The organism is Streptomyces sp. NPDC005151, from assembly GCF_053599875.1.
On record NZ_JBSFYR010000113.1, the window covers coordinates 1 to 19,989 of the forward strand.

The 19,989-nt window shown below is 69.2% G+C and carries 24 protein-coding genes and 1 pseudogene; 12 read left to right on the forward strand and 13 right to left on the reverse strand.

Annotation, left to right across the window (positions count from 1 at the left end; all coding sequences use genetic code 11):
* Positions 1-220: 220 nt before the first annotated feature.
* Positions 221-1,318, forward strand: a complete 1,098-nt coding sequence (locus ACWD6R_RS35295) for an NADH:flavin oxidoreductase/NADH oxidase (RefSeq protein ID WP_451822467.1) — start codon at positions 221-223, stop codon at positions 1,316-1,318.
* A gap of 7 nt (positions 1,319-1,325) precedes the next feature.
* Here ACWD6R_RS35295 and ACWD6R_RS35300 read toward each other — a convergent pair whose 3' ends face one another.
* A complete protein-coding gene (locus tag ACWD6R_RS35300; protein ID WP_451822468.1) occupies positions 1,326-1,946 on the reverse strand; it encodes a DinB family protein in 621 nt (206 codons plus the stop codon).
* A 389-nt stretch (positions 1,947-2,335) separates the two neighbouring features.
* Between ACWD6R_RS35300 and ACWD6R_RS35305 the strand changes: the two genes are divergently transcribed.
* Complete coding sequence (locus ACWD6R_RS35305; protein ID WP_451822469.1) at positions 2,336-2,722, forward strand: ArsR/SmtB family transcription factor; 387 nt, start codon at positions 2,336-2,338, stop codon at positions 2,720-2,722.
* Between the two features lie 17 nt (positions 2,723-2,739).
* On the opposite strand, the gene ACWD6R_RS35310 is transcribed toward ACWD6R_RS35305, so the two are convergent.
* The gene (locus tag ACWD6R_RS35310; RefSeq protein ID WP_451822470.1) at positions 2,740-4,122 is read right to left on the reverse strand and encodes an FAD-dependent oxidoreductase; all 1,383 of its coding nucleotides are present in this window, start codon (positions 4,120-4,122) and stop codon (positions 2,740-2,742) included.
* A gap of 78 nt (positions 4,123-4,200) precedes the next feature.
* Positions 4,201-4,869, reverse strand: a complete 669-nt coding sequence (locus tag ACWD6R_RS35315) for a DUF305 domain-containing protein (protein WP_451822471.1) — start codon at positions 4,867-4,869, stop codon at positions 4,201-4,203.
* Positions 4,870-5,045: 176 nt separating this feature from the next.
* Between ACWD6R_RS35315 and ACWD6R_RS35320 the strand changes: the two genes are divergently transcribed.
* The gene (locus ACWD6R_RS35320) at positions 5,046-6,536 is read left to right on the forward strand and encodes an LVIVD repeat-containing protein (RefSeq protein ID WP_451822472.1); all 1,491 of its coding nucleotides are present in this window, start codon (positions 5,046-5,048) and stop codon (positions 6,534-6,536) included.
* A gap of 266 nt (positions 6,537-6,802) precedes the next feature.
* On the opposite strand, the gene ACWD6R_RS35325 is transcribed toward ACWD6R_RS35320, so the two are convergent.
* The 7 genes from ACWD6R_RS35325 to ACWD6R_RS35355 all read right to left on the reverse strand — a co-directional run bounded on the left by ACWD6R_RS35325 (position 6,803) and on the right by ACWD6R_RS35355 (position 10,961).
* Positions 6,803-7,027 carry a hypothetical protein gene (locus ACWD6R_RS35325; protein ID WP_451822473.1) on the reverse strand — a complete coding sequence of 75 codons (225 nt, stop codon included), beginning with the start codon at positions 7,025-7,027 and terminating at the stop codon, positions 6,803-6,805.
* Between the two features lie 71 nt (positions 7,028-7,098).
* Positions 7,099-7,278, reverse strand: coding sequence for a hypothetical protein (locus tag ACWD6R_RS35330; RefSeq protein ID WP_451822474.1), 180 nt, complete (start codon positions 7,276-7,278; stop codon positions 7,099-7,101).
* A 78-nt stretch (positions 7,279-7,356) separates the two neighbouring features.
* Positions 7,357-8,049, reverse strand: a complete 693-nt coding sequence (locus ACWD6R_RS35335; protein WP_451822475.1) for an HAD family hydrolase — start codon at positions 8,047-8,049, stop codon at positions 7,357-7,359.
* A 19-nt stretch (positions 8,050-8,068) separates the two neighbouring features.
* Entirely contained in the window at positions 8,069-8,767 is a 699-nt protein-coding gene (locus tag ACWD6R_RS35340) for a phosphatase PAP2 family protein (RefSeq protein WP_451822476.1), read from the reverse strand.
* Between the two features lie 33 nt (positions 8,768-8,800).
* Positions 8,801-9,736, reverse strand: coding sequence for a M56 family metallopeptidase (locus tag ACWD6R_RS35345; protein WP_451822477.1), 936 nt, complete (start codon positions 9,734-9,736; stop codon positions 8,801-8,803).
* An 86-nt stretch (positions 9,737-9,822) separates the two neighbouring features.
* Positions 9,823-10,422, reverse strand: a complete 600-nt coding sequence (locus ACWD6R_RS35350; RefSeq protein ID WP_451822478.1) for a DUF5134 domain-containing protein — start codon at positions 10,420-10,422, stop codon at positions 9,823-9,825.
* A gap of 152 nt (positions 10,423-10,574) precedes the next feature.
* Positions 10,575-10,961 carry a VOC family protein gene (locus tag ACWD6R_RS35355; protein ID WP_451822479.1) on the reverse strand — a complete coding sequence of 129 codons (387 nt, stop codon included), beginning with the start codon at positions 10,959-10,961 and terminating at the stop codon, positions 10,575-10,577.
* A gap of 75 nt (positions 10,962-11,036) precedes the next feature.
* On the opposite strand from ACWD6R_RS35355, the gene ACWD6R_RS35360 reads away from it, so the two are divergent.
* Entirely contained in the window at positions 11,037-11,594 is a 558-nt protein-coding gene (locus ACWD6R_RS35360) for a GNAT family N-acetyltransferase (RefSeq protein WP_451822480.1), read from the forward strand.
* A gap of 236 nt (positions 11,595-11,830) precedes the next feature.
* Here ACWD6R_RS35360 and ACWD6R_RS35365 read toward each other — a convergent pair whose 3' ends face one another.
* Both ACWD6R_RS35365 and ACWD6R_RS35370 read right to left on the reverse strand, forming a co-directional pair.
* Positions 11,831-12,481, reverse strand: coding sequence for a glycerophosphodiester phosphodiesterase (locus ACWD6R_RS35365; protein ID WP_451822489.1), 651 nt, complete (start codon positions 12,479-12,481; stop codon positions 11,831-11,833).
* A 122-nt stretch (positions 12,482-12,603) separates the two neighbouring features.
* A complete protein-coding gene (locus ACWD6R_RS35370; RefSeq protein WP_451822481.1) occupies positions 12,604-12,729 on the reverse strand; it encodes a hypothetical protein in 126 nt (41 codons plus the stop codon).
* Between the two features lie 306 nt (positions 12,730-13,035).
* Here ACWD6R_RS35370 and ACWD6R_RS35375 point away from each other — a divergent pair, with 306 nt between their 5' ends.
* The 5 genes from ACWD6R_RS35375 to ACWD6R_RS35395 all read left to right on the forward strand — a co-directional run bounded on the left by ACWD6R_RS35375 (position 13,036) and on the right by ACWD6R_RS35395 (position 17,706).
* Positions 13,036-14,433 (forward strand): DUF6421 family protein, encoded by a 1,398-nt coding sequence (locus ACWD6R_RS35375; RefSeq protein WP_451822482.1) that lies wholly within the window; start codon positions 13,036-13,038, stop codon positions 14,431-14,433.
* Between the two features lie 26 nt (positions 14,434-14,459).
* The gene (locus ACWD6R_RS35380) at positions 14,460-15,227 is read left to right on the forward strand and encodes an SDR family NAD(P)-dependent oxidoreductase (RefSeq protein ID WP_451822483.1); all 768 of its coding nucleotides are present in this window, start codon (positions 14,460-14,462) and stop codon (positions 15,225-15,227) included.
* Complete coding sequence (locus ACWD6R_RS35385; RefSeq protein WP_451822490.1) at positions 15,224-16,285, forward strand: threonine aldolase family protein; 1,062 nt, start codon at positions 15,224-15,226, stop codon at positions 16,283-16,285. The genes ACWD6R_RS35380 and ACWD6R_RS35385 overlap by 4 nt, the downstream gene beginning before the upstream one ends.
* A gap of 78 nt (positions 16,286-16,363) precedes the next feature.
* Positions 16,364-16,963 carry a transglutaminase-like domain-containing protein gene (locus ACWD6R_RS35390; RefSeq protein WP_451822484.1) on the forward strand — a complete coding sequence of 200 codons (600 nt, stop codon included), beginning with the start codon at positions 16,364-16,366 and terminating at the stop codon, positions 16,961-16,963.
* 23 nt (positions 16,964-16,986) lie between these two features.
* Positions 16,987-17,706: a B3/B4 domain-containing protein gene (locus ACWD6R_RS35395; RefSeq protein WP_451822485.1), complete on the forward strand. Its 720-nt coding sequence runs from the start codon at positions 16,987-16,989 to the stop codon at positions 17,704-17,706.
* 30 nt (positions 17,707-17,736) lie between these two features.
* Here the strand turns inward: ACWD6R_RS35395 and ACWD6R_RS35400 are convergent, their stop codons facing one another.
* Positions 17,737-18,459 carry a lysophospholipid acyltransferase family protein gene (locus ACWD6R_RS35400; RefSeq protein WP_451822486.1) on the reverse strand — a complete coding sequence of 241 codons (723 nt, stop codon included), beginning with the start codon at positions 18,457-18,459 and terminating at the stop codon, positions 17,737-17,739.
* 218 nt (positions 18,460-18,677) lie between these two features.
* Between ACWD6R_RS35400 and ACWD6R_RS35405 the strand changes: the two genes are divergently transcribed.
* The 3 genes and pseudogenes from ACWD6R_RS35405 to ACWD6R_RS35415 form a co-directional block, all read left to right on the forward strand.
* Positions 18,678-19,004 (forward strand): TlpA family protein disulfide reductase, encoded by a 327-nt coding sequence (locus ACWD6R_RS35405; protein WP_451822487.1) that lies wholly within the window; start codon positions 18,678-18,680, stop codon positions 19,002-19,004.
* A 196-nt stretch (positions 19,005-19,200) separates the two neighbouring features.
* Complete coding sequence (locus ACWD6R_RS35410) at positions 19,201-19,707, forward strand: flavin reductase family protein (RefSeq protein ID WP_451822488.1); 507 nt, start codon at positions 19,201-19,203, stop codon at positions 19,705-19,707.
* Positions 19,708-19,908: 201 nt separating this feature from the next.
* A pseudogene (locus ACWD6R_RS35415) lies at positions 19,909-19,989 on the forward strand (electron transfer flavoprotein subunit beta); the annotation flags it as partial.

The window sequence follows — 19,989 nt, forward strand, 5'->3', positions numbered from 1 at the left end:
AGCTTCCTACGCCCCTGCGGCCCCCGGTCCGCGCGTATCTCGAAGTCCATTGCATCCCCTGAGCTGGGGTGTTGCAACGACCACTAGAACTCAAGGAAGCCGGGAGGGGCCTCATGCACGTCTGTCTCGTTGTACGAGAACCTTCGTAATTTGACGAATCTCGTACTACGAGATGTATCGTACTAGCGATCCTGTCGTTCCCGGCGAAACGGAGTCTGCCGTGAGTGTCCTTTTCGAGCCCTGCACCCTGAGATCGCTTGTCATACCCAACCGGGTATGGATGGCGCCCATGTGCCAATACAGCGCGGAACCGGTGGGACCGGAGACCGGCGTCGCGACCGACTGGCACTTCGCCCACCTCGCGGCGCGCGCGATCGGCGGCACCGGTCTCATCCTCACCGAGGCGACGGCCGTCAGCCCCGACGGCCGGATCAGCCCCGCCGACCTCGGGATCTGGAACGACACCCAGGTGGCAGCCTTCCGGCGGATCACCGACTTCATCAGGAACCAGGGCTCGATCGCAGGCATTCAGCTCGCCCACGCCGGCCGCAAGGCATCGACGGCGGCGCCCTGGCTGGGCGGCGGTCCCGTCGGCCCCGACGAGCACGGCTGGCAGCCCGTCGCCCCCAGCCCGCTCCCGTTCGACGAGGGCCACCCCGTACCGCACGAGCTGACTGTGGACGAGATCCACGGCGTCGTCGAGCAGTTCCGCGAGGCCGCCCGCCGCGCCCGCGAGGCCGGCTTCGACGTTGCCGAGGTACACGGAGCCCACGGATATCTCATCGGACAGTTCCTGTCCCCGCACAGCAACAGGCGCTCGGACGAGTACGGCGGCAGCTTCGAGAACCGCGTCCGGTTCGCTCTCCAGGTCGTCGACGCCGTGCGCGACGTATGGCCCGAGGACCTGCCCGTTTTCTTCCGGATCTCGGCGACCGACTGGCTCACGGAGAACGACGAGGACGACCGCGAGGGCTGGACCGTCGACGAGACGGTACGGCTGGCCAAGGAGTTGCAGGCGCACGGTGTCGACCTGCTGGACGTCTCCAGCGGTGGCAACGCACCGGGCGCCCGCATCGCGACCGGGCCGGGATACCAGGTTCCGTTCGCCGCCCGGGTACGGGAGGAGACCTCGCTCCCCGTCGCCGCCGTCGGTCTGATCACCGAGCCGCAGCAGGCCGAGAAGATCGTCGCCGACGGGCAGGCGGACGCCGTCCTCCTCGGCCGGGAGCTGCTGCGACACCCGTCATGGGCGCAGCATGCGGCGCGCGAACTGAGCGGCGAGGTCCACAGGCCCGACCAGTACCTGCGCGCAGTCTGAGGTTCCGTCAGTGCTGCCGTGCGCGGAAGAGGTCGCGGAGCAACGCGATCTCGGCCCCGTGGTGCAGCAGTTCCTGATTGACCCACCAGACCGTTTCGATGAACAGGTCCTCCGGGTCACTGCCATGCGGGTACGTGCTGTGTCCCACCGTGTCCAGCGCCGTGTCGTCGGCGCTGAGCAGGGCCTCCCGCCAGGCGGTGGCACTGGCATCGAAGTCGGCGATCGCACCTGCGGCGTCCCCGGTGACGTGGTAATCGTCCCGGGTCAGGGCGTGGCTGCCGTTCGTGTGGTCGGCGCGGAGGGCCAGCATCTCGCTGACATGGCTCAACCGCCAGGCGAGGGTGGTGAACGGCGGCGGTGTGGGGTGCGGCGCGTTCGACGAGTCGCGCCCCCAGTCGCCCGCACCGACCAGGAGGGTCGCGCCCTTCCCGGGGCCGTCCGCGCGGCGGCGCACCGACCAGCAGTCCGGCACCGGCTCCCAGAGGTACTCCTCATCGGTCATGGGCGGCACTTCGATGTCCGTGCCGTTGCCGCTGTCCATGACCGGGCCGGCCAGGCGGTCGGTAAGGCGCCCCCGCGCGAAGTCGAACTGCTGAAGCAGGGGGATCAGGCGGGGTGGTGTTGCCATCGGACGCTCCTGTGGTGGCCCGGCGGGGCCTCGGGGGCAAGGGCTGAACTGCTCAATCGGGGCGAGGGTGCCACAGCGCGCGCGAGAGCGCGCCCCATTTTTTTTCCGGGGGAGCGGCGGCCACTTCTCGCGCGGCATTACTGCCGCGCTGTTCTCCGACGCCGGCCGGACATCTCGCCTCGCCGGCCGAGAGGCCGGACCTGCTCAGCGGCTGACCGGTTTCCGGACCGCAACCGCGTTCGCGCCGTCGTGAAACTCGTGTCAGGGGGTGACAGCCGCACCGGGCGCTGTACAGGGCAGAAGCTGTCCTGACGCGTCAGCCGTGCGGCAAAGTACGATGAGTCTCGTACCATAAGGTGCCTGTTCGAAACGACGTAAGGGGAGTCGCCGTGACCGCCACCAGCGCCGCCGCCGCTCGTGTCACCGCCGCCCCGGACGTCGGCACCCGGGTCCTCGCCCACCCCGCACGCGAGGAGATCCGTATCGAGGCGGTGCTCCACGCGCTTTCCGACCCGATGCGGCTGCAGGTGGTCCGTGAGCTGGCCGCCGCCGAGGACGAGCTCACCTGCTCCTGTATCGAACTGCCGGTGTCCAAGTCCACGACCACGCATCACTTCCGGGTGCTGCGCGAGAGCGGCATCGTCAGTCAGACCTACCGGGGCACCGCCAAGATGAACGGGCTCCGCCGCGACGATCTGGACACTCTCTTCCCCGGGCTGCTCGACGCGATTCTCGCCGCCGCGAACCAGCAGGCGGACCGGCTCGGCGAAGACTGACACCGCCCGGAGCGGGATCAGCGGCGGTCACCGTGTGCGGCCTGCAGGAGCCCCGCCCAGTCCGGGATCTTCACCGTCCCTCGGCCGAGCGACTGCCCGAGGGCCGCCTCAGCCCGCTCGATCGACAGCCAGCTGTCCCATTCCACCGGCCGTAGCCCCCACGCCCGCAGCGCGGCCACCGGATCGGGGGCCGACAGCCGCCCCTCGAGCAGTGGCGCATCGTCCAGCAGCGACGCGACCGTCTCCTTCGCGCACGGCCGGTTCGAGCCGATCACTCCGGTCGGCCCCCGCTTGATCCACCCCGCGACATACTCCCCGGGTGACGGCACGCCGTCCCGCAGCACCCGCCCCGCCAGGTGGGGCACGGTACCGTGGGCCGGATCGAACGGCAGACCGGGCAGCGGCAACCCGCGATAGCCGACGGCCCGCAGGACGAGCTGGGCGTCGATCTCCTCGTACGTACCGGTGTCCTGTACACCTCCGCTGCCGTCCGGCGCGGTACGTGCGAACCGGACTGCGCCGACCCGTCCGTCCCGTTCGAGGAGCTCGACGGGGCGCAGAAAGAACCGCAGGTGGATCGTGCGCATCGGGTCCGGCCCGGTGGCAGGGACACCGGCCGCGGCCCACCCGCGCAGCACCTCGATATTGCGCCGCACCACCGCCGGCAGCGGCACCGGTGAATCCGCCGGCGCCCCGACGGGGGCGTACGCCGGATCGCGGGCAAGCTCCGCCCCGTCCACCACGACCCGCGCCCCCGGCAGCCCGCCCAGCTCGCGCAGCTCCTTGGTGGTGAACCTGGCCTGCGACGGTCCCCGCCTGCCCGCCATGTGCACCTCGCGCACCCGGCTGCCGGCCAGCGCGCCGAGCGCCGGGTGGGGCACATCGGTGGGCCGCAGCTCCTCGGCGCCGCGCGAGAGGATCCGCGCCACGTCGACCGCCACATTGCCGACCCCGATCACCACGGCCGAACGGGCCTGCAACGCAAAGCTGTTGGCAGCCGCATCGGGGTGTGCGCTGTACCAGGAGACGAACTCGGTCGCCGAGTGGCTGCCAGGCAGATCCTCGCCGGGAATGCCGAGACCACGGTCGGTCGCCGCCCCGACGCAGTAGACCACCGCATGGTAGAGCTCGCTCAGCCGTTCGGGTGACAGCCCGTCCCCGCCCACCTGGACATGGCCGAGAAAGGTGATCCGCTCGTGCTCCAGGACGGTCCGCAGACTGTTCTGCAGCGACTTGATCTTCTCGTGGTCGGGGGCGACGCCGTACCGCACGAGGCCGTACGGGCAGGGCAGCCGGTCCAGCACGTCCACCCGGACATCGGGCACACGGGACTGCTCGACCAGAGACTGGGCGGTGTAGACCCCGCTGGGTCCGGAGCCGACGACGGCGACACGGAGCACGGTGCACCTCTTCCCGGAGGGTGACTCCAGCATCCCACCGGTCGGCGGAGCGGGGGAGAGGTGCGGCCGCGTGGCGCGTCAGGAGGACAGTGCGCGCATCCGGTCGATCTCGACCGTCTGCTGGGCGACGACATCGCCCGCCATCTCCTCGACCTGAACGTTGTTCCCCTCCGAGAGGGCCTCGGTCGCCATTGTGATCGCTCCCTGGTGGTGGGTGATCATCAGCTGCAGAAACAGCTTGTCGAAGGCCTTGCCCTCTGCCGCCCGCAACTCCTTCAGCTGCGCCTCCGTCGCCATGCCGGGCATCCCGGCGTGGTCGTGACCGCCCGCGTGTTTCTGGCCGCCGTTGTGCGTGAGCCATCCCTCCATGGCGCCGATCTCCGGCTTCTGCGCTGCGGAGATGCGCTCGGCAAGTCGCTTGACCGGGGCGGACGAGGAACGGGACGGCACCAGGGCGGTCAACTCCAGTGCCTGGGCGTGGTGCTGGATCATCAGCTGTACGTAGCGGAAGTCGGCCGAGTTGGGGGTGTCGTCCCCGGCAGCCTTCGCGGCTTCCTCGACGGACAGGGTCTGCGCGGGCTCTCCCGGCTTCCCCGGTGCCACGACCGAAGGACCCTCTCCTGCACGCGTGTTGGCGTCATGACCGCCACCGCCCGCATCGCACGCGGCGAGGGAGAGTACGGCGGTCGCCACGGCAGCGACGACTACGGATCTGTGCACATGCGCGACCTGACGGAAAATCAACAAGGCTGCCTCCAGTGCAACATGAGGTCGTATCGGATTATTTGGCGCACATCCGCAACCTCAGGGGTCGGTAACTTTCATTACGTTCCTGTTGCCATCTGTTGGGATACCCGTGGGAAGGACGATACTGCCGGGGTCAGTCAACCGTTCAACCACGCTTTGGTACAGGGGAGGACGCAGTGACTTCGTTGCAGACCACCCAAGTGCGGCGCAGACGTCTGGGTGTGGCGGCAGCCGCCGCCGGACTCTTCGCCACTCTGCTGACGGCCGGACCAGCGGCCGCAACGCCCGACCCCGGTGATTCACCCGCCACCCGCACCGGTCTCTCCGCAAGTCAGGAGGCCGCTGCCACGGCCGCCATCGAGGACGGCGAGATACCCGGCGTGGACGAGATCGTCCACAGCGACAACATCACCCCGCTGGCCAACGTCCCGAAGGACGCACTCAAGGGTCTCAACACGGACCTGGCCTTCCAGGGGAAGTACGCATTCGCCGGAAATTACGACGGCTTCCGGATCTACGACATCAGCAACCCGAGTTCCCCGCAGACCGTCGCCCAGGTGCTCTGCCCCGGATCCCAGAACGACGTCTCGGTCTCCGGGGACCTGCTGTTCCTGTCCACCGACTCCTCGCGCAACGACAACTCGTGCGCCAGTACCACCCAGCCCGCCACGGAGAAGTCCTCCTGGGAGGGCATGAAGATCTTCGACATCAGCGACAAGCGCAACCCGAAGTACGTCGCCGCCGTCGAGACCGCCTGCGGCTCGCACACCCACACGCTGGTTCCGGAGCGCAGCAGCGTGTACATATACGTCTCCTCGTACTCGCCGAGCGCGACGTTCCCGGACTGCCAGCCGCCGCACGACGGGATCTCCGTCATCAAGGTGCCACGCAAGGCGCCCGCGAAGGCCGCGGTCGTGAACTTCCCGGTGCTCTTCCCGGACGGCGGCAACCCGGGCGCGCCCACCAACCCCGGGGTCTCGAAGACCACCGGCTGCCACGACATCACGGTGCTGCCGTCGAAGGACCTGGCCGCCGGTGCCTGCATGGGGGACGGCCTGCTGTTCTCCATCGAGGACCCGGAGAACCCGAAGATCATCGACCGGGTTCAGGACAATGTGAACTTCGCGTTCTGGCACTCGGCGACGTTCAACCAGAAGGCGGACAAGGTCGTCTTCACCGATGAGCTCGGCGGAGGTGGCGCGGCCACCTGCAACAAGGAGATCGGTCCGAAGCGCGGCGCCGACGGCATCTACGACATCGTCGGCAAGGGTGACCACCGCAAGCTTGTCTTCCGCAGCTACTTCAAGATCGACCGCCCGCAGGCCGCCACCGAGGTCTGCGTCGCCCACAACGGTTCGATCATCCCGGTCAAGGGCCGGGACCTGATGGTCCAGGCCTGGTACCAGGGCGGAGTCTCGGTATGGGACTTCACCGACTCCTCGGCGCCCAAGGAGATCGCGTTCTTCGAGCGCGGTCCCGTCAACCTGAACGCCGTCACCACGGCCGGCCCCTGGTCGGCGTACTACTACAACGGATACATCTACTCCAACGACATCGCCAAGGGCTTCGACGTCCTGAAGCTCGACGACCCGCGGACCGACCCGGCGAAGCGCGTGCGGATGCCGGAGCTCAATGTGCAGACGCAGCCGGATTACTTCGACAACTGATCCGGCTGTTCGGGTATCGCCGGACCCGTGCGCTCACGGCGCGTTCCCGCCGGGCGGATCCTCGCCCGGCGGGACACGGCGAGCAGCCTGGCGCGGTGCACGGCCTCATTGACCGATGCGCCGCGCGGGCACATGCTGAACCCCTGCGTTGACCGGTTCATGCTGTCCGTCATCAACGCGGCCCCCGACCGATGCCCGACGGGCCAGGTCGACCGGGGTGGCTGCCTGGTTCCGGCGACGCAGGGGATCGCCGGAATCGGCCGTTCCTACGCGGCTTCGTACCGGTGGGCCCGGCCACCCCGCCACTCGACCCAGTCGGGGCTGTCGAGAATCCGCTCGGGGTCGTCGAGCCCGGTGCCCTCCAGGAACACGATCACATCGTGATCCGAGTGGGCGAGCCCCAGGATCTGGACCCGGCCGTCACGCTGCACGGTGACACGTCGCCCGCCGGAGGGGGACGGCCGGAAAATCACGATCGGGGGAGAAGTCATGCCTCCAGGGTGCGACGCGCCGGAGGGCGCCGCACAGGGAATGGCCGAGCCGGACGGGGAGCGGTATGCCGTTACGCGGCAGACCTTGCGCTTCCGCCGGTCACCGCGGCCCACTCCACCAGGAGTCGCTGGTACTCCTCCTCGTCGTCCGGGGACAGGCATCCGCCGGAACGCTGCCACAGGTCGCGAATCTCTTCATTCACCACTGCGGCGGAGCGCACGGAACCGGATGAGCGGGGAGAACGGGACATGCCACCAGGCTAAGGCCCTGGTGTGACAATCGGACCCATTGGGCGTCGGGGACATCTCTCACATGTCTCTCCGCGGGATCACGGAATGAGCCCGAGTGCCCGTAGCCCGCCCGGCCGTTCCTCCACCGGCAGAGGGTCGACAAAGCGCACGTCACACCCCAGTGCGGCCGCTCCGCCATCCGCGTGTCGCTCGTCACCCACCATCACCACATCCTTCGGATCCTGGCCGATAAGTGTGCAGGCCGTGTGAAAAAGTTGTGGGTCCGGCTTCTGGATCCCGTGCTCGTACGACAGGACATAGGCGTCTACCAGGGCGTCGAGACCATGGGCGCGGAAGATCGGCCGCAGGTCCCAGCCGACGTTGCTGACCACGCCGACCCGGGTCCCGCCCGCACGCAGCGCCCCGAGCACCTCCGCCGCGTCCGGGTACGGCTGCCACGCCGTCGGCGACATGTGCCGCTCGTAGAGCGCCTCGTACAGCCCCGGATCCGGCAGGGCGACCTGGCGGGCCAGCCCCGTGAACGCCTCACGGTGCCGTTCCGTGCTCTTGTCGCGCGTGGCCCACGCCGCGGCAAGCCGGTCGGGCACGCGCTGCGGCGTCGGGCCGCCCGGCAGCGCCCCGACGGCCGTCAGGTCCGCCACGTACCGCTCGAAGTCGGCATCGGCCACGGTGATGTTCCGCTCGGCGAGCACCGCCGAAAGCCACGACCGGACGGGTTCGATACGGAAGAGGGTCCCGGAGAAGTCGAAGAGCACACCCTTGAGCACCATGGGCCCGATCCTCGCCCATTCAGGAGCGGTGCGGCAAGGCCGCCCGTTCCCGTCCCTCGAACCGGGCGAATACCGCGATCGAGAACGCGACCACCGCCGCACCCAGCAGCCAGCCCCCCAGTACATCGGTCATCCAGTGCACCCCCAGATAGAGCCGGGTCACCCCCACGCCGATCACCGAGACCCACGCCACCGCGAGCGCGACGTGCCACACCCGCCGCCTCACGCCGTGCCGGTGCAGCAGCCACAGCAGCAGACCACAGCTCACCACCGCCGTCATGGCGTGACCGGACGGGAACGCCGCGTAGTGGGCCGAGTCCACCGGGTTCGGCCATTGAGGGCGCTCCCGGCCGACCGCGGACTTCAGCCCCTGCTGCAGCAGGGTGGCGAACAGGCTCGTCGCCGCCACCCACCCCGCGAGGATCCGGGCCCCGCGCCACCACAGCCTCACCACGGCGACCGCGATCAGGATGCGCATCGTCCAGGGGTCCCACACCCAGTCGGTCAGGATCCGGTTGATGTGCACAAGGCCCGGCTCCGCCACCGCCCGCCGGTGCAGCGCGTCGGCGACCGTACGGTCCAGCGACATCAGCGGGGACCAGCGCAGGGCGACCAGGATCAGCAGCACCAGGGCGAGGGACCCGCACACGATGCCGGCTCCGAGAGCAGGTGAGCGGTCCGGCGGGGAGAGGGGCGGGGGCGGGGCTGGGGAGTGCATGGGGTGATCCTTGCGGACGGACCACGACACCGGCTATCCCAGCGCGCTGAGTCCCGGCACGAAGGCCACCAGAAGCGGCACCACCGGCACCAGGGCAGCCGCCGCGGTCAGCCGCAGCCGACGCCCCGCGGTGAGCCGCTCGACGGGGGACAGCAGCCGGTTCACGCGCAGTGGCAGCTCCGCGTCCGGCGTCGGGCAGGGACCGAACACGCCCCGGTCCTCGTTCAGTTCGACCAGGGCGAGAGCGATCGTCAGCCGCCCGAAGCGCCGTGACGCCACATCGTCCGCTGCCAATTCGACGAGCCGGTGCATCTCGTCGCGGAAAGCGGCGAACACCGGCACCTGGGGGAAGCCGTTCGCCAGCGCTGCGGAACAGTGCAGCAGCCAGTCGTGCCGCGCCTGCGCGTGTCCCTGCTCATGGGCCAGTACCGCATCCAGCTGACGGCCCTTCAGCCGTCCAAGTGCCGCAGTGGTGATGACCAGTTGAGGTGCCGCACCGGGCAGCCACCAGGCGTCGGGGCGTTCACCCTCCAGCACCACGAGCCGGCCGCTGACGGGCTCCTCGCCGGGCATCAACGGGGAACGGATCAGCAGTTCGGTCCGGCGCCGCCTGCGCCGCACCTGAGCCCGGCGGATCTCCCGCGTCAGCATCGCCGCGCTCCAGATACCACCCAGTGCCAGCAGAACGGCCATGACGGCGGACCACGGCCCGTACGCGGCCAGCGCGTACGCCTCCACCACGGCGTGCGGTGCGGATGCGAACACCTGCCCGCGTACCGCCTGCCAGGCGGCGGCCGCGCTGAACGTCATGGAGAGTCCGAAGGACAGCAGCACCCCGGCCACCACGCACTGCCACACCCACAGCGCCACCACGGGTTCGCGCTCGGGCCATTCGGCCCGCGCCATCAGCCGCGGGGTCACGACGGCGGCCAGTGCACCGAGCAGCAGCAGCACGAGGGAGACCAACATGGCGTCAGCCTATGAGTGGCGCGGTACCCGCGGGTATGGCTGCGCTCGGCAAGTGATGTACGCCACGGTTGACCGCACCCGCTGTCTCACAGCGTGAGCAGCATCGCGAACATGGCGATCCCCATCGTCAGCCGGCAGGCCAGTGCCAGCTCCGGCCGTGCGCCCCAGCCGCCTCCCGTCGGCCCCTCGGCCGGACCCGCGGCGGCGACCGGAATCAGCCGCGTCCCGGACCGCAGCACATAGGCCGCGTAATAGACCAGAAGCATCCCCGTCAGCAGCGGCACGCCACCGGCGACCTGCGCCGTCTGATGTCCGCCGTACACACCCTGCACACCGCCCGCACCGTGTGCTGCCGCGCCGCTGCCCGGCGCCATCGCCAACGCCATGTAGACCATCGACAGTGAGCCGACCAGATGGTGCAGATGGTGCCCCTTGCGGCGGGCGAACCAGAGGGCGCGCAACGCGGCCCCGCCGAACAGCACCACGTACACAGCCCATCCCCACACGGGCGGCGGGAAGACCGCGGCGGGCGCCGCCATCGCGGCCATGCCGAAGCCCATGACCGCCTCGGCGCGCGCCGTTCTGCGCTCCTCCTCCGTCCCGCTGCGCATCCGCAGCAGGCAGTACGCGCCCGTGACCACGCACAACGCCATCAGCAGCCAGCCGGACATCGCCGGTCCGTGCACAGCGCACCTCCCCAGGACGTACGACGTCAGTGTCGACTAGTCGATGCCCCGACCCGGCAGGTCGTACGCGGCGCACTGATGTACGAGGGGAGCGCGTGGAGGAAACCCGCAGAAGGACGTGGCCACTTGTGCGCCGTCGCGGGTCACTGCCCTCAGGGCCGATAGCGCAGCGGATGGTCCTCCGGCACTTCGACGACGGCGATCCGCACCCCGTCCGGATCGGAGATCCACATCTCCACGAGCCCCCACGGTTCGCGCACCGGTGGCCGTTCCACCTCGACGCCCCGGGCCGACAGCTCCTCGTACGTCGCCCGGACGTCCGCGACCTGCAGCCACAGCCGCAGCCCGGGCGAGGGCGGTGTGACGGAGCGCCCGGAAACCTCCAGGAAGCCGCCGCCCAGGAAGTACACCGTCCCGCGCTCGGGGCCGGTACCGAACTCCCGGTACACCGGCAGCCCGAGGGACTCTCCGTAGAAAGTCCGTGACCGCTCGGGGTCGGTAGGGCTCAACAGGACCCGACTGCTCAGCACATGCACCATGGTCGAGACATTAGGCGCGGACCAGCGGGTTACTCTGCTGCGGCACGGCCCAGCAGAGAAACGGAGAGCCTCACCATGGACACTGCCCCGCCCCGCGACTCAGGACAGCTGACCTTCCGCGACGCGGCGGACGCCGATGTGCCCGCGCTCGTGACGCTGATCGAGTCGGCGTACCGGGGCGACTCGAGCCGCGCGGGGTGGACCACCGAGGCGGACATCCTGCAGGGGCAGCGGACCGACCCTGACGGGGTCCGCGCGGTGGTTGAGGAACCCGGCAGCCGGCTGCTCGTGGTGGAGCGGGACAGCGAACTGATCGCCTGCTGTCAGCTCGAACACCGCGGGGAAGCCGCCTACTTCGGGATGTTCGCGGTCCGCCCCGAGCTGCAGGGCGGTGGCCTCGGAAAGCTGATCATCGCCGAGGCCGAACGCACCGTCCGGGAGGGCTGGGGCGCCACCGAGATGCACATGACCGTGATCTCGGTGCGTGAGGAACTGATCGCCTGGTACGAGCGCCGCGGCTACCGCCGTACGGGAGAGCTGAGCCCGTTCCCGTACGGCGACGAGCACTTCGGCGTCCCGCAGCGCGACGATCTCGCCTTCGAACTGCTGATCAAGGACCTGAAGGAGGGTTAGGGCCTCTCGTTCGGATCGTGCCGGGCTCGCGGGGCCCGGCACGCACATCTGCCGCGTTGTCGTCAGTCTTCCCCAAGCTCTCGGCTTCGCTCGAGCAGGGGAGACCCCCATTCGCTCCGCGTGGGCTCCTTCCTCCGCCTTGCAGCTGCACGCACCACGGCGACACCAGCCGCTCCGCGGCGGGCCGCTCCCTGATCCGGCCTGATCCAAACGAAAGACCCCAGCCCTCCCTGCACCTACGCGGTGAAGCGGCCGGCGCGGCGGATCTCCGGGAAGTCGGTGGTCGCGCCGTCCAGCCCCAGGGCGCGCACCAGACGCAGATGGTCCTGGGTGTTCACCACCCAGCCGATGACCTTCACTCCCTCGGCGTGGGCCTGCTCGACGACCTCCAGCGTGAGGCGGCGGATGTTCAGCGCGAGCGTCGCCGCGCCCACCGCCTTCGCCCGGTCCACCACATCGCTCTTCCACCGGCTGGCGATGAGCACGGTTCGTACTCCCGGCACCAGTTGAGCGATCTCGGCGACCGCCTCGTCGTGGAACGACGACACCTCGACCCGGTCGACGAGATCGCGCAGCCGCATCACCTCGGCCAGCGCCCGGGCTGCGGCCGCATCCTTGATCTCCGCCTGCAAGGGGGAGCGCACGGCATCGAGCACCTCCTCGAAGACGGGCACCCGTTCGCCCTGCCCGGCATCGAGTTCCCGCAGCTCGGCCAGGGTCTTCTCGGCGATCGGGCCCGTGCCGTCGGTCGTCCGGTCCACCTCGGCGTCGTGCATGACGGCGAGTGCGCCGTCCTTGCTCAGATGAAGGTCCAGTTCGATGGCGTCCATGCCGGCCTGCTCGGCGTGGACGAACGACCGCAGGGTGTTCTCCGGCTCGACACCCATCACCCCGCGATGACCGATGGTGAGAAAAGTCAAGGCAATCTCGCTTCCGTCGACGGCGTCTCCCCGCGTGCTGCTCCTGCCCACGCGGCACTTCGGCACTCGGCTTACGGCAACTCGGCAGCCTAGTGGCCCGGACCCGGGAGAGAGCCGGTCACGCGAAGGTGAATGGCGGCGTGTCCCTGGACGTCGGCGACACCGAGCAGGAATCCGGTGATGACGGCTGCGACAAGGACGGCACGGATACTCACGCGGCGGTCTCCGGAGGGGTGGGAGGGAGGCGGATGGCACCCGTCCTACCGGTAGCGCCGGTGCCCGGCGAGCTGTGTCACTCGTACGTGGGCGCGCCCCGCACGGCCCGAACGCCCGGGTGTGCGACCGTCGGCGGTCCGGCATCCCCCGGAACCGACGGAAGGAGTCGCGCAACCGGAATGCGACAGGAAGAATCGCGGTGACCATGGGGGGTCGGCAGGATAATTTTCTGAGGCTCACTTGTCTCGAAGAACCACATATGGATACGGTTGCTTGACGCGAGGTTCTCCCGTGGAGGAAGTGTGATGACGGAAATTCTTGTGCACGACGCCGAGGTCGGCGCGATAGCTACTGCCCAGCGGGTGGTCGAGCAGCCTGCCTGGCCTGCGCTCAGGGATGCCGTGGAGGAGATCCGGCCCTGGCAGGCGAAGGACGGTTCGATCGACTTCGACGCCGACGGCGCCCCCTCGCCCGCCACCGTCCGGGTGACGCTGGAACGCGTGATCGCCGCGATCGAAGAGCTTTCCCCGCTGCTCCCGCACGATGCCGCGTACCACCGCGCCCTCGTCATGGACCTGCGCCGTTGGGCGGCGGACGGCTTCGGTGTGCCGGACTTCCTGGACTCGCTGCTCGCCTTCCAGCCCGCCAAGAACCGCACCGACGGTCTGCAGCACCTGGTCGTCTTCGCGATGTACACGCAGAACGGCAACCCGGACCGCAATCTCGAAGCGGTCGTGCTGCGGATGGTCTGGCCCGAATGGCTCGCCGAGCTCGAAGCCACGCGCTACGACAACCCGCTCTTCTGCGGCATCACCTTTGAGGGCTTCACCTCCGGTTACGACACCAATTCCGCGGTGCTCTTCCCGGAGACGATCGCCGTGCGCGAGGCTCCCGAGCGCTTCAGCTGGGGCGGCATCTTCTGCGACCGTGAGGCCGCCCGCTTCCGCCGCGTCACCGAGGCCTCCGTCGAGCTCCTCGGCGTGGAGCTGCCCGAGGACATCCGCGGGATGGTCGGCGACCAGCAGCGCTGCGAGCAGGCATTCGTGCTCTGGGACTTGGTCCACGACCGCACCCACAGCCACGGCGACCTGCCGTTCGACCCGTTCATGATCAAGCAGCGCCAGCCGTTCTGGATGTACGGACTGGAGGAGCTGCGCTGCGACCTCACTGCCTTCAAGGAGGCCGTGAAGCTGGAGGCCGACGGCTTCCCGCAGGGCCGTGACGTGCAGTACGCCGTGCTGTTCGACCGGATGTTCCGCTTCCCGGTCACCGGCGAGCGGGTCCGCAACTACGACGGTCTCGGCGGCCAACTGCTCTTCGCGTACCTCCACAAGCACGATGTGATCCGCTGGACCGACAACACCCTGAAGATCGACTGGGACCGGGCCCCGCAGGTCACCAACCAGCTCTGCGGCGAGATCGAGAAGCTCTACCGCGACGGCATCGACCGCCCCAAGCTGGTCCACTGGTTCGCCGCGTACGACCTGGTCTCGACCTACCTGGCCCCACACCCCGGCTCCCGCTGGGCCAAGGGTCCGGACGCCCTGGACCTCTCGCAGCCGCCCCGCAAGCTCGTGGACGACGTGCTTCCGGACGAGTTTCCGCTGAGCATGTTCTATGAGGCGCTCTCCAAGAAGCTGAAGAATGTGATCGCCTCCACCAAGGGGATCACCGCGGCGGACGCCGAGCAGGCAGCCGCATGAGCGCTCGTTCCAAGGAGGCAGTGGCCATGAACGCAAACGGCACGGGCAATGGGAACGGCGCGCTGGAAGGTGCGGTGATCGCCGTTGCCGGAGCCGCCGGACCGGCCGGCCGGGCGACGCTGCTCAGGCTCGCCGAGGCCGGTGCGATCGTCGTCGCCTCGGACGCGGACGCCACCCGCCTGGCGGAGGCCGTCGACGCCGCACGGTACGCCCACGGCGGCGCCACCGTCACCGGCGACACCGTCGATCTGCTCGACCTCGCCGCCGCCCGGGAATGGGCGGACAAGACCGAGAAGGAGTTCGGCCGGATCGACGGCCTGGTCCACCTGGTGGGCGGCTGGCGCGGCAGCGCCACCTTCGCCGAGACCGACCTCGCCGACTGGGATCTCCTGGAGAAGCTGCTGATCCGCACGGTTCAGCACACCTCGCTGGCCTTCCAGGCAGGGCTCCAGCGCAGCGACCGCGGCCGCTATCTGCTGATCAGCGCGGCCGGGGCGAGCAAGCCCACCGAGGGCAATGCCGCCTACGCCGCGTCGAAGGCGGCCGCCGAGGCCTGGACCCTCGCGCTCGCCGACGCCTTCCGCAAGGCGGGGGGCGAGGAAGGGCCGAAGACAGCGGCTGCGATCCTGATCGTCAAGGCACTGGTGCACGACGCGATGCGCGCCGAGCGCCCGAATGCGAAGTTCGCGGGCTTCACCGACGTCAAGGAGCTGGCCGAGGCCATCGCCGGCGTCTGGTCCAAGTCCGCCTCCGAAGTGAACGGAAAGCGTCTGTGGCTGACCCCGCAACCATAAGGACCGACGCGCGACGTCACCACGATCCGCAGATACGCGGATTCGCCAGTGACAACTACGCGGGCGCCCACCCGGAGATCCTCGCGGCCATCGCCCTCGCCAACGGCGGTCACCAGATCGCCTACGGCGAGGACGACTACACCGAGAACCTCCAGCAGATCGTCAAGGGGCACTTCGGCCCCACCGCCGAGGCGTTCCCGGTCTTCAACGGCACCGGGGCGAATGTCGTCTCGCTGCAGGCGATGACCGATCGCTGGGGCGCGGTCATCTGCGCCGAGTCCGCGCACATCAACGTGGACGAGGGCGGCGCTCCGGAGCGCGTGGGCGGCCTCAAGCTGCTCACCGTGCCGACCCCGGACGGCAAGCTCACCCCCGAGCTCATCGACCGGCAGGCGTACGGCTGGGACGACGAGCACCGCGCCATGCCCCAGGTCGTGTCGATCACTCAGAACACCGAGCTCGGCACCGTCTACACGCCCGATGAGATCCGCGCCATCTGTGAGCACTCCCACGAGCGCGGCATGAAGGTTCACCTCGACGGGGCGCGGATCGCCAACGCCGCGGCGTCGCTGGGCGTCCCTGTGCGTGCCTTCACCAGCGAGGTCGGCGTCGACGTCCTCTCGTTCGGCGGCACCAAGAACGGGGCGCTCTTCGGTGAGGCCGTCGTCGTCCTGAACCCCGATGCCGTACGGGCCATGAAGCATCTGCGGAAGCTGTCGATGCAGCTCGCATCGAAGATGCGTTTCGTGTCGGTGCAGCTGGAGGCGCTGCTCGCCGGTGACCTGTGGCTGCGCAACGCCCGGCACGCCAACGCCATGGCCCAGCGGCTCGCGGAGGGTGTCCGGGCGGTGGACGGCGTGGAGATCCTCTACCCGGTCCAGGCCAACGCCGTCTTCGCGCGTCTGCCGCACGACGTGAGCGAGCGGCTCCAGAAGCGCTTCCGTTTCTACTTCTGGGACGAGGCCGCCGGCGATGTGCGCTGGATGTGCTCCTTCGACACCACGGAGGACGACGTGGACGCGTTCGTCCTCGCGCTGAAGGAAGAGATCGCCAAGTAGCACCATACTGTGCATGGATATGCGACCGACCGGAATGTCATTGCTTTCCGGTCGGTCGCTTCCGTACGCTCTGCATGCATGGAGCTGACGCAGCAAACCCCGGATATGGCCGCCTATCTCGCCGCCGGTGTGGCCATCGACCACGAGCATCCGCTGGTGTGGCAGACCGTCGATCGCCTTCGCGTCGACACCACCGACGCATACTCATACGCGCTCGCGGCCTACGAGTTCGTCCGCGACGCCATTCCGCACTCCGTCGACTCGGGTGATCTCAGGGTCACCTGGCGCGCCTCGGACGTCCTCGCCACCCGTAACGGCATCTGTCATTCCAAGTCCCATGTGCTGGCGGCCCTGCTGCGCGCGGCAGGCATCCCGGCGGCCCTCTGCTACCAGGGCTTCGACGACGAGAACGGGAATCCGGACGTCCTGCACGGGCTGATCGCCGTGCGCCTGCCGGGCCGTGACCGCTGGGACCGCCAGGACCCGCGCGGCAATGGGCGCGGCGTCGACGCCCAGTTCTCGCTCGACAAGGAACGGCTGGCCTGGCCCATCGGGCCGGAGTCCAATGGAGTGGACTATCCAGTACTCTATGCAGCACCGCATCCGGCGGTTCTGCGCGCCCTGCAGACTGCCGAGGACCGCACGCAGCTGTGGCGCACGCTCCCGACCGCGCTCTGACCCGACCCGAGGCAAGGCAGCAGATGACCCTGACGCTCACCGTTTCCGACGACGTACGCACCCTCGCGCCCGGCTTCACCCACCTCGCCGTCGAGGCGCGCGGGCTGATGAACGGGCCGAGCGATGAGGACAGTTCGGCCCTGCTGGACGATGCCGCCCGACGGCTCGTCGAACGGCTCGACGGCAGGGCCCCGCACGAGGACCCCCACGTCGCCGCCTGGCGGGACGCGTACGCCGCCTTCGGCGCCAAGCCGTCCCGCACCCGAAACTCCGCCGAGGCGCTCGCCAAGCGCGCCCTCACCGAGGCCGGACTGCCGCGGATCAATCTGCTGGTGGATGCCTACAACGCGATCAGCGTCGCCCATCTGATCCCGGTCGGCGGTGAGGACACCGATCGCATTATCGGCGGTGAGGACACCGATCGCATTAAGGGTGCGATGCGCCTCGTACGCGCCACGGGCCGGGAACCCTTCCCCACGGTCGCGGGCGGCGAGGAGGGCGTGGAACACCCGGAGCCCGGCGAAGTCGTCTGGTGCGACGACGAGGGCGTCACCTGCCGCCGCTGGAACTGGCGGCAGGGCGTACGCACCCGGCTCACCGAGGAGTCGGTCAACGCCGTGTTCCTCCTGGAGAGCCTCACCCCGATGACGATCCGCGAGCTCGAAGCCGCAGGCGCCGAACTCGCCGAGTCGCTGGAGAAGCTGAGCCCCGGAGCCCGGATCACCGTCCGCACCCCGGAGTGACGTTTCAGCCGTGGTGGTGAACGGGCCCGGTCAGCTGGTCTCGCGCACTTCGGCGGGCGTCGGAGCCGTACCGCCGAGGTGCGCGGGCACCCACCAGGTGTCGCTCGCGTCCCTCGGCCGCACCGGGTAGGCGCGCTGCGCCGCTTCGAGGAGCTCCTGCACCCCTTCCCGCAGGCGCCGGGTGATCGCACCCGCGTACTGGTCGGTGGGGGCCTCCATCGGCGCACCCACCCGGATCGTCACCGGGGTGTGGCTGCGCTTGAAGTTGCGCGGCCGCCCCTTGGTCCAGATCCGCTGCGTGCCCCACAGGGCCATCGGGATCAGAGGTACGCCGGCCTCCTGGGCCAGCCGGGCCGCGCCCGACTTGAAGCTCTTCAGTGTGAACGACTGCGAAATGGTCGCCTCGGGGAAGACGCCGATGATCTCGCCGGAGCGCAGTGAGGCGAGCGCGTGGGCATACGCGTCCTCGCCCTGCTTCCGGTCGACCGGGATGTGCTTCATGCCGCGCATCAGCGGACCGGAGACCTTGTGCCGGAAGACCGATTCCTTCGCCATGAAGCGGACCAGCCGCTTCTGCGGCAGCGCCGCGAGCCCGGTGAAGATGAAGTCGAGATAGCTGATGTGGTTGCTGACCAGTACCGCACCGCCGGTCTTCGGGATGTGCTCCGAACCCTGAGTGTCGATCTTCAGGTCCAGCGCCTTGAACATGGTGCGAGCGGCGCCGATGACCGGCCGATAGACGAGTTCTGCCATCTGGAGAAGACCCTTCTTCAGCGCCTGAGGAGGGTTCTCCCGGCGGAAGTTACGCAGCCGTAGGTTTTCGGCATTGCGCCGATCGTGCCCCATGTCCGTCGCGGTGGCCAGTCTCGGCGGGCGCGGGGCGCGAGATTCTCGTCACGTGGAGTCGGCGGGAATGACTCCGTGACCGACGGTGCTGACCCTTTGTGAAGGGCTCTGACAGGAGGCGGACGGTGGACGGGCAGACACGCGCGAACAGGCTGGATGCGGCCCAACTCGGCGCGGAATTGGGGGAGCGGGCGACTCTCGTGCAGTTCTCCAGCGCCTTCTGCCAGCCTTGCCGGGCCACCCGCCGCACCCTCGGCGAGGTGGCCGGAATGGTCGACGGCGTCGCCCATGTCGAAATCGACGCCGAGGCGCATCTCACTCTTGTACGCGAGCTCGACATCAGCCGCACGCCGACGGTTCTGGTTCTCGACGCGACCGGCCGGATCGTCCGCCGAGCGGTCGGGCAGCCCCGCACCGTCGATGTTGTCGCCGCGCTGGGGCGCGCGATGTGACGGACCGTGATGCATCTCCCACATTGCGGAACCCTCTTGACTGCACCCACCACGCATCGTCAGTCTGACGCTATGCCGCCGGAACTCCTTCTCTACGGCCGGGTCCACCTGGACCTCGCCCACAACGCGAGTGCGCGCTGTCCGGGTGCCTGAGCGCCCACGGCCCCGTACGCCTCCCTCGCAGAAGGACATCTCCATGACGGCTTCGCCCGAGCTCTCCAGTGCCCGCGCGGCTTCCCCCGATCTCCTGCGCTCCGTCTTCCGGCAGCACGCCGCCGGTGTCGCGGTGATCACCGCCGCCGGTGACCGGCCGGTCGGCTTCACCGCGACCTCCCTCAACTCCGTCGCCGCCGAGCCGCCGCTCATCTCCTTCGGCGTGGGGACCTCGTCCTCCAGCTGGCCGGTCGTGGCGGAGGCCGAGCACATCGGCGTACACATACTGGGCGAGCACCAGCAGGAGCTGGCCGCCACATTCGCGCGCAGCGGCGCCGACCGGTTCGGTCCGTCCACCTATTGGCGCAGTGGGCCGGAAGGTGTCCCGGTGCTCGACGGAGTGCTTGCGTGGCTGGTCTGCCGTGTGGTGGCGCGCATCCCGGCGGCGGACCACCGGATCGTGATCGCGGAGGCCGTCGTCGGCGATCCGGCCGGGGGCGGCCGCCCGCTTCTCTACCATCAGGGTCGTTTCACGGCGTTGCGGGACTGAGAGTTCCCAGGTGGCGCATGGGCACCGAGCGTCGGCCAGGTCACAGTGCAAAGCGCTTGCTTATGGGTAACGTACTGGGTGTACTGGCGAGTAATATTTCGCTCGGAGCGTCGGTCGCCCCGACCGGAATCCGCCCCATCAGGCGCCTATGCTGCGTGCATCAAGGCAGCCCAGAAATGACGATGCAGTAGGAGAGCCGGCGTGAGCTTGAGGATCGTTGTCTGTGTGAAGTATGTGCCCGACGCCACCGGTGACCGGCACTTCGCCGATGACCTGACGCTG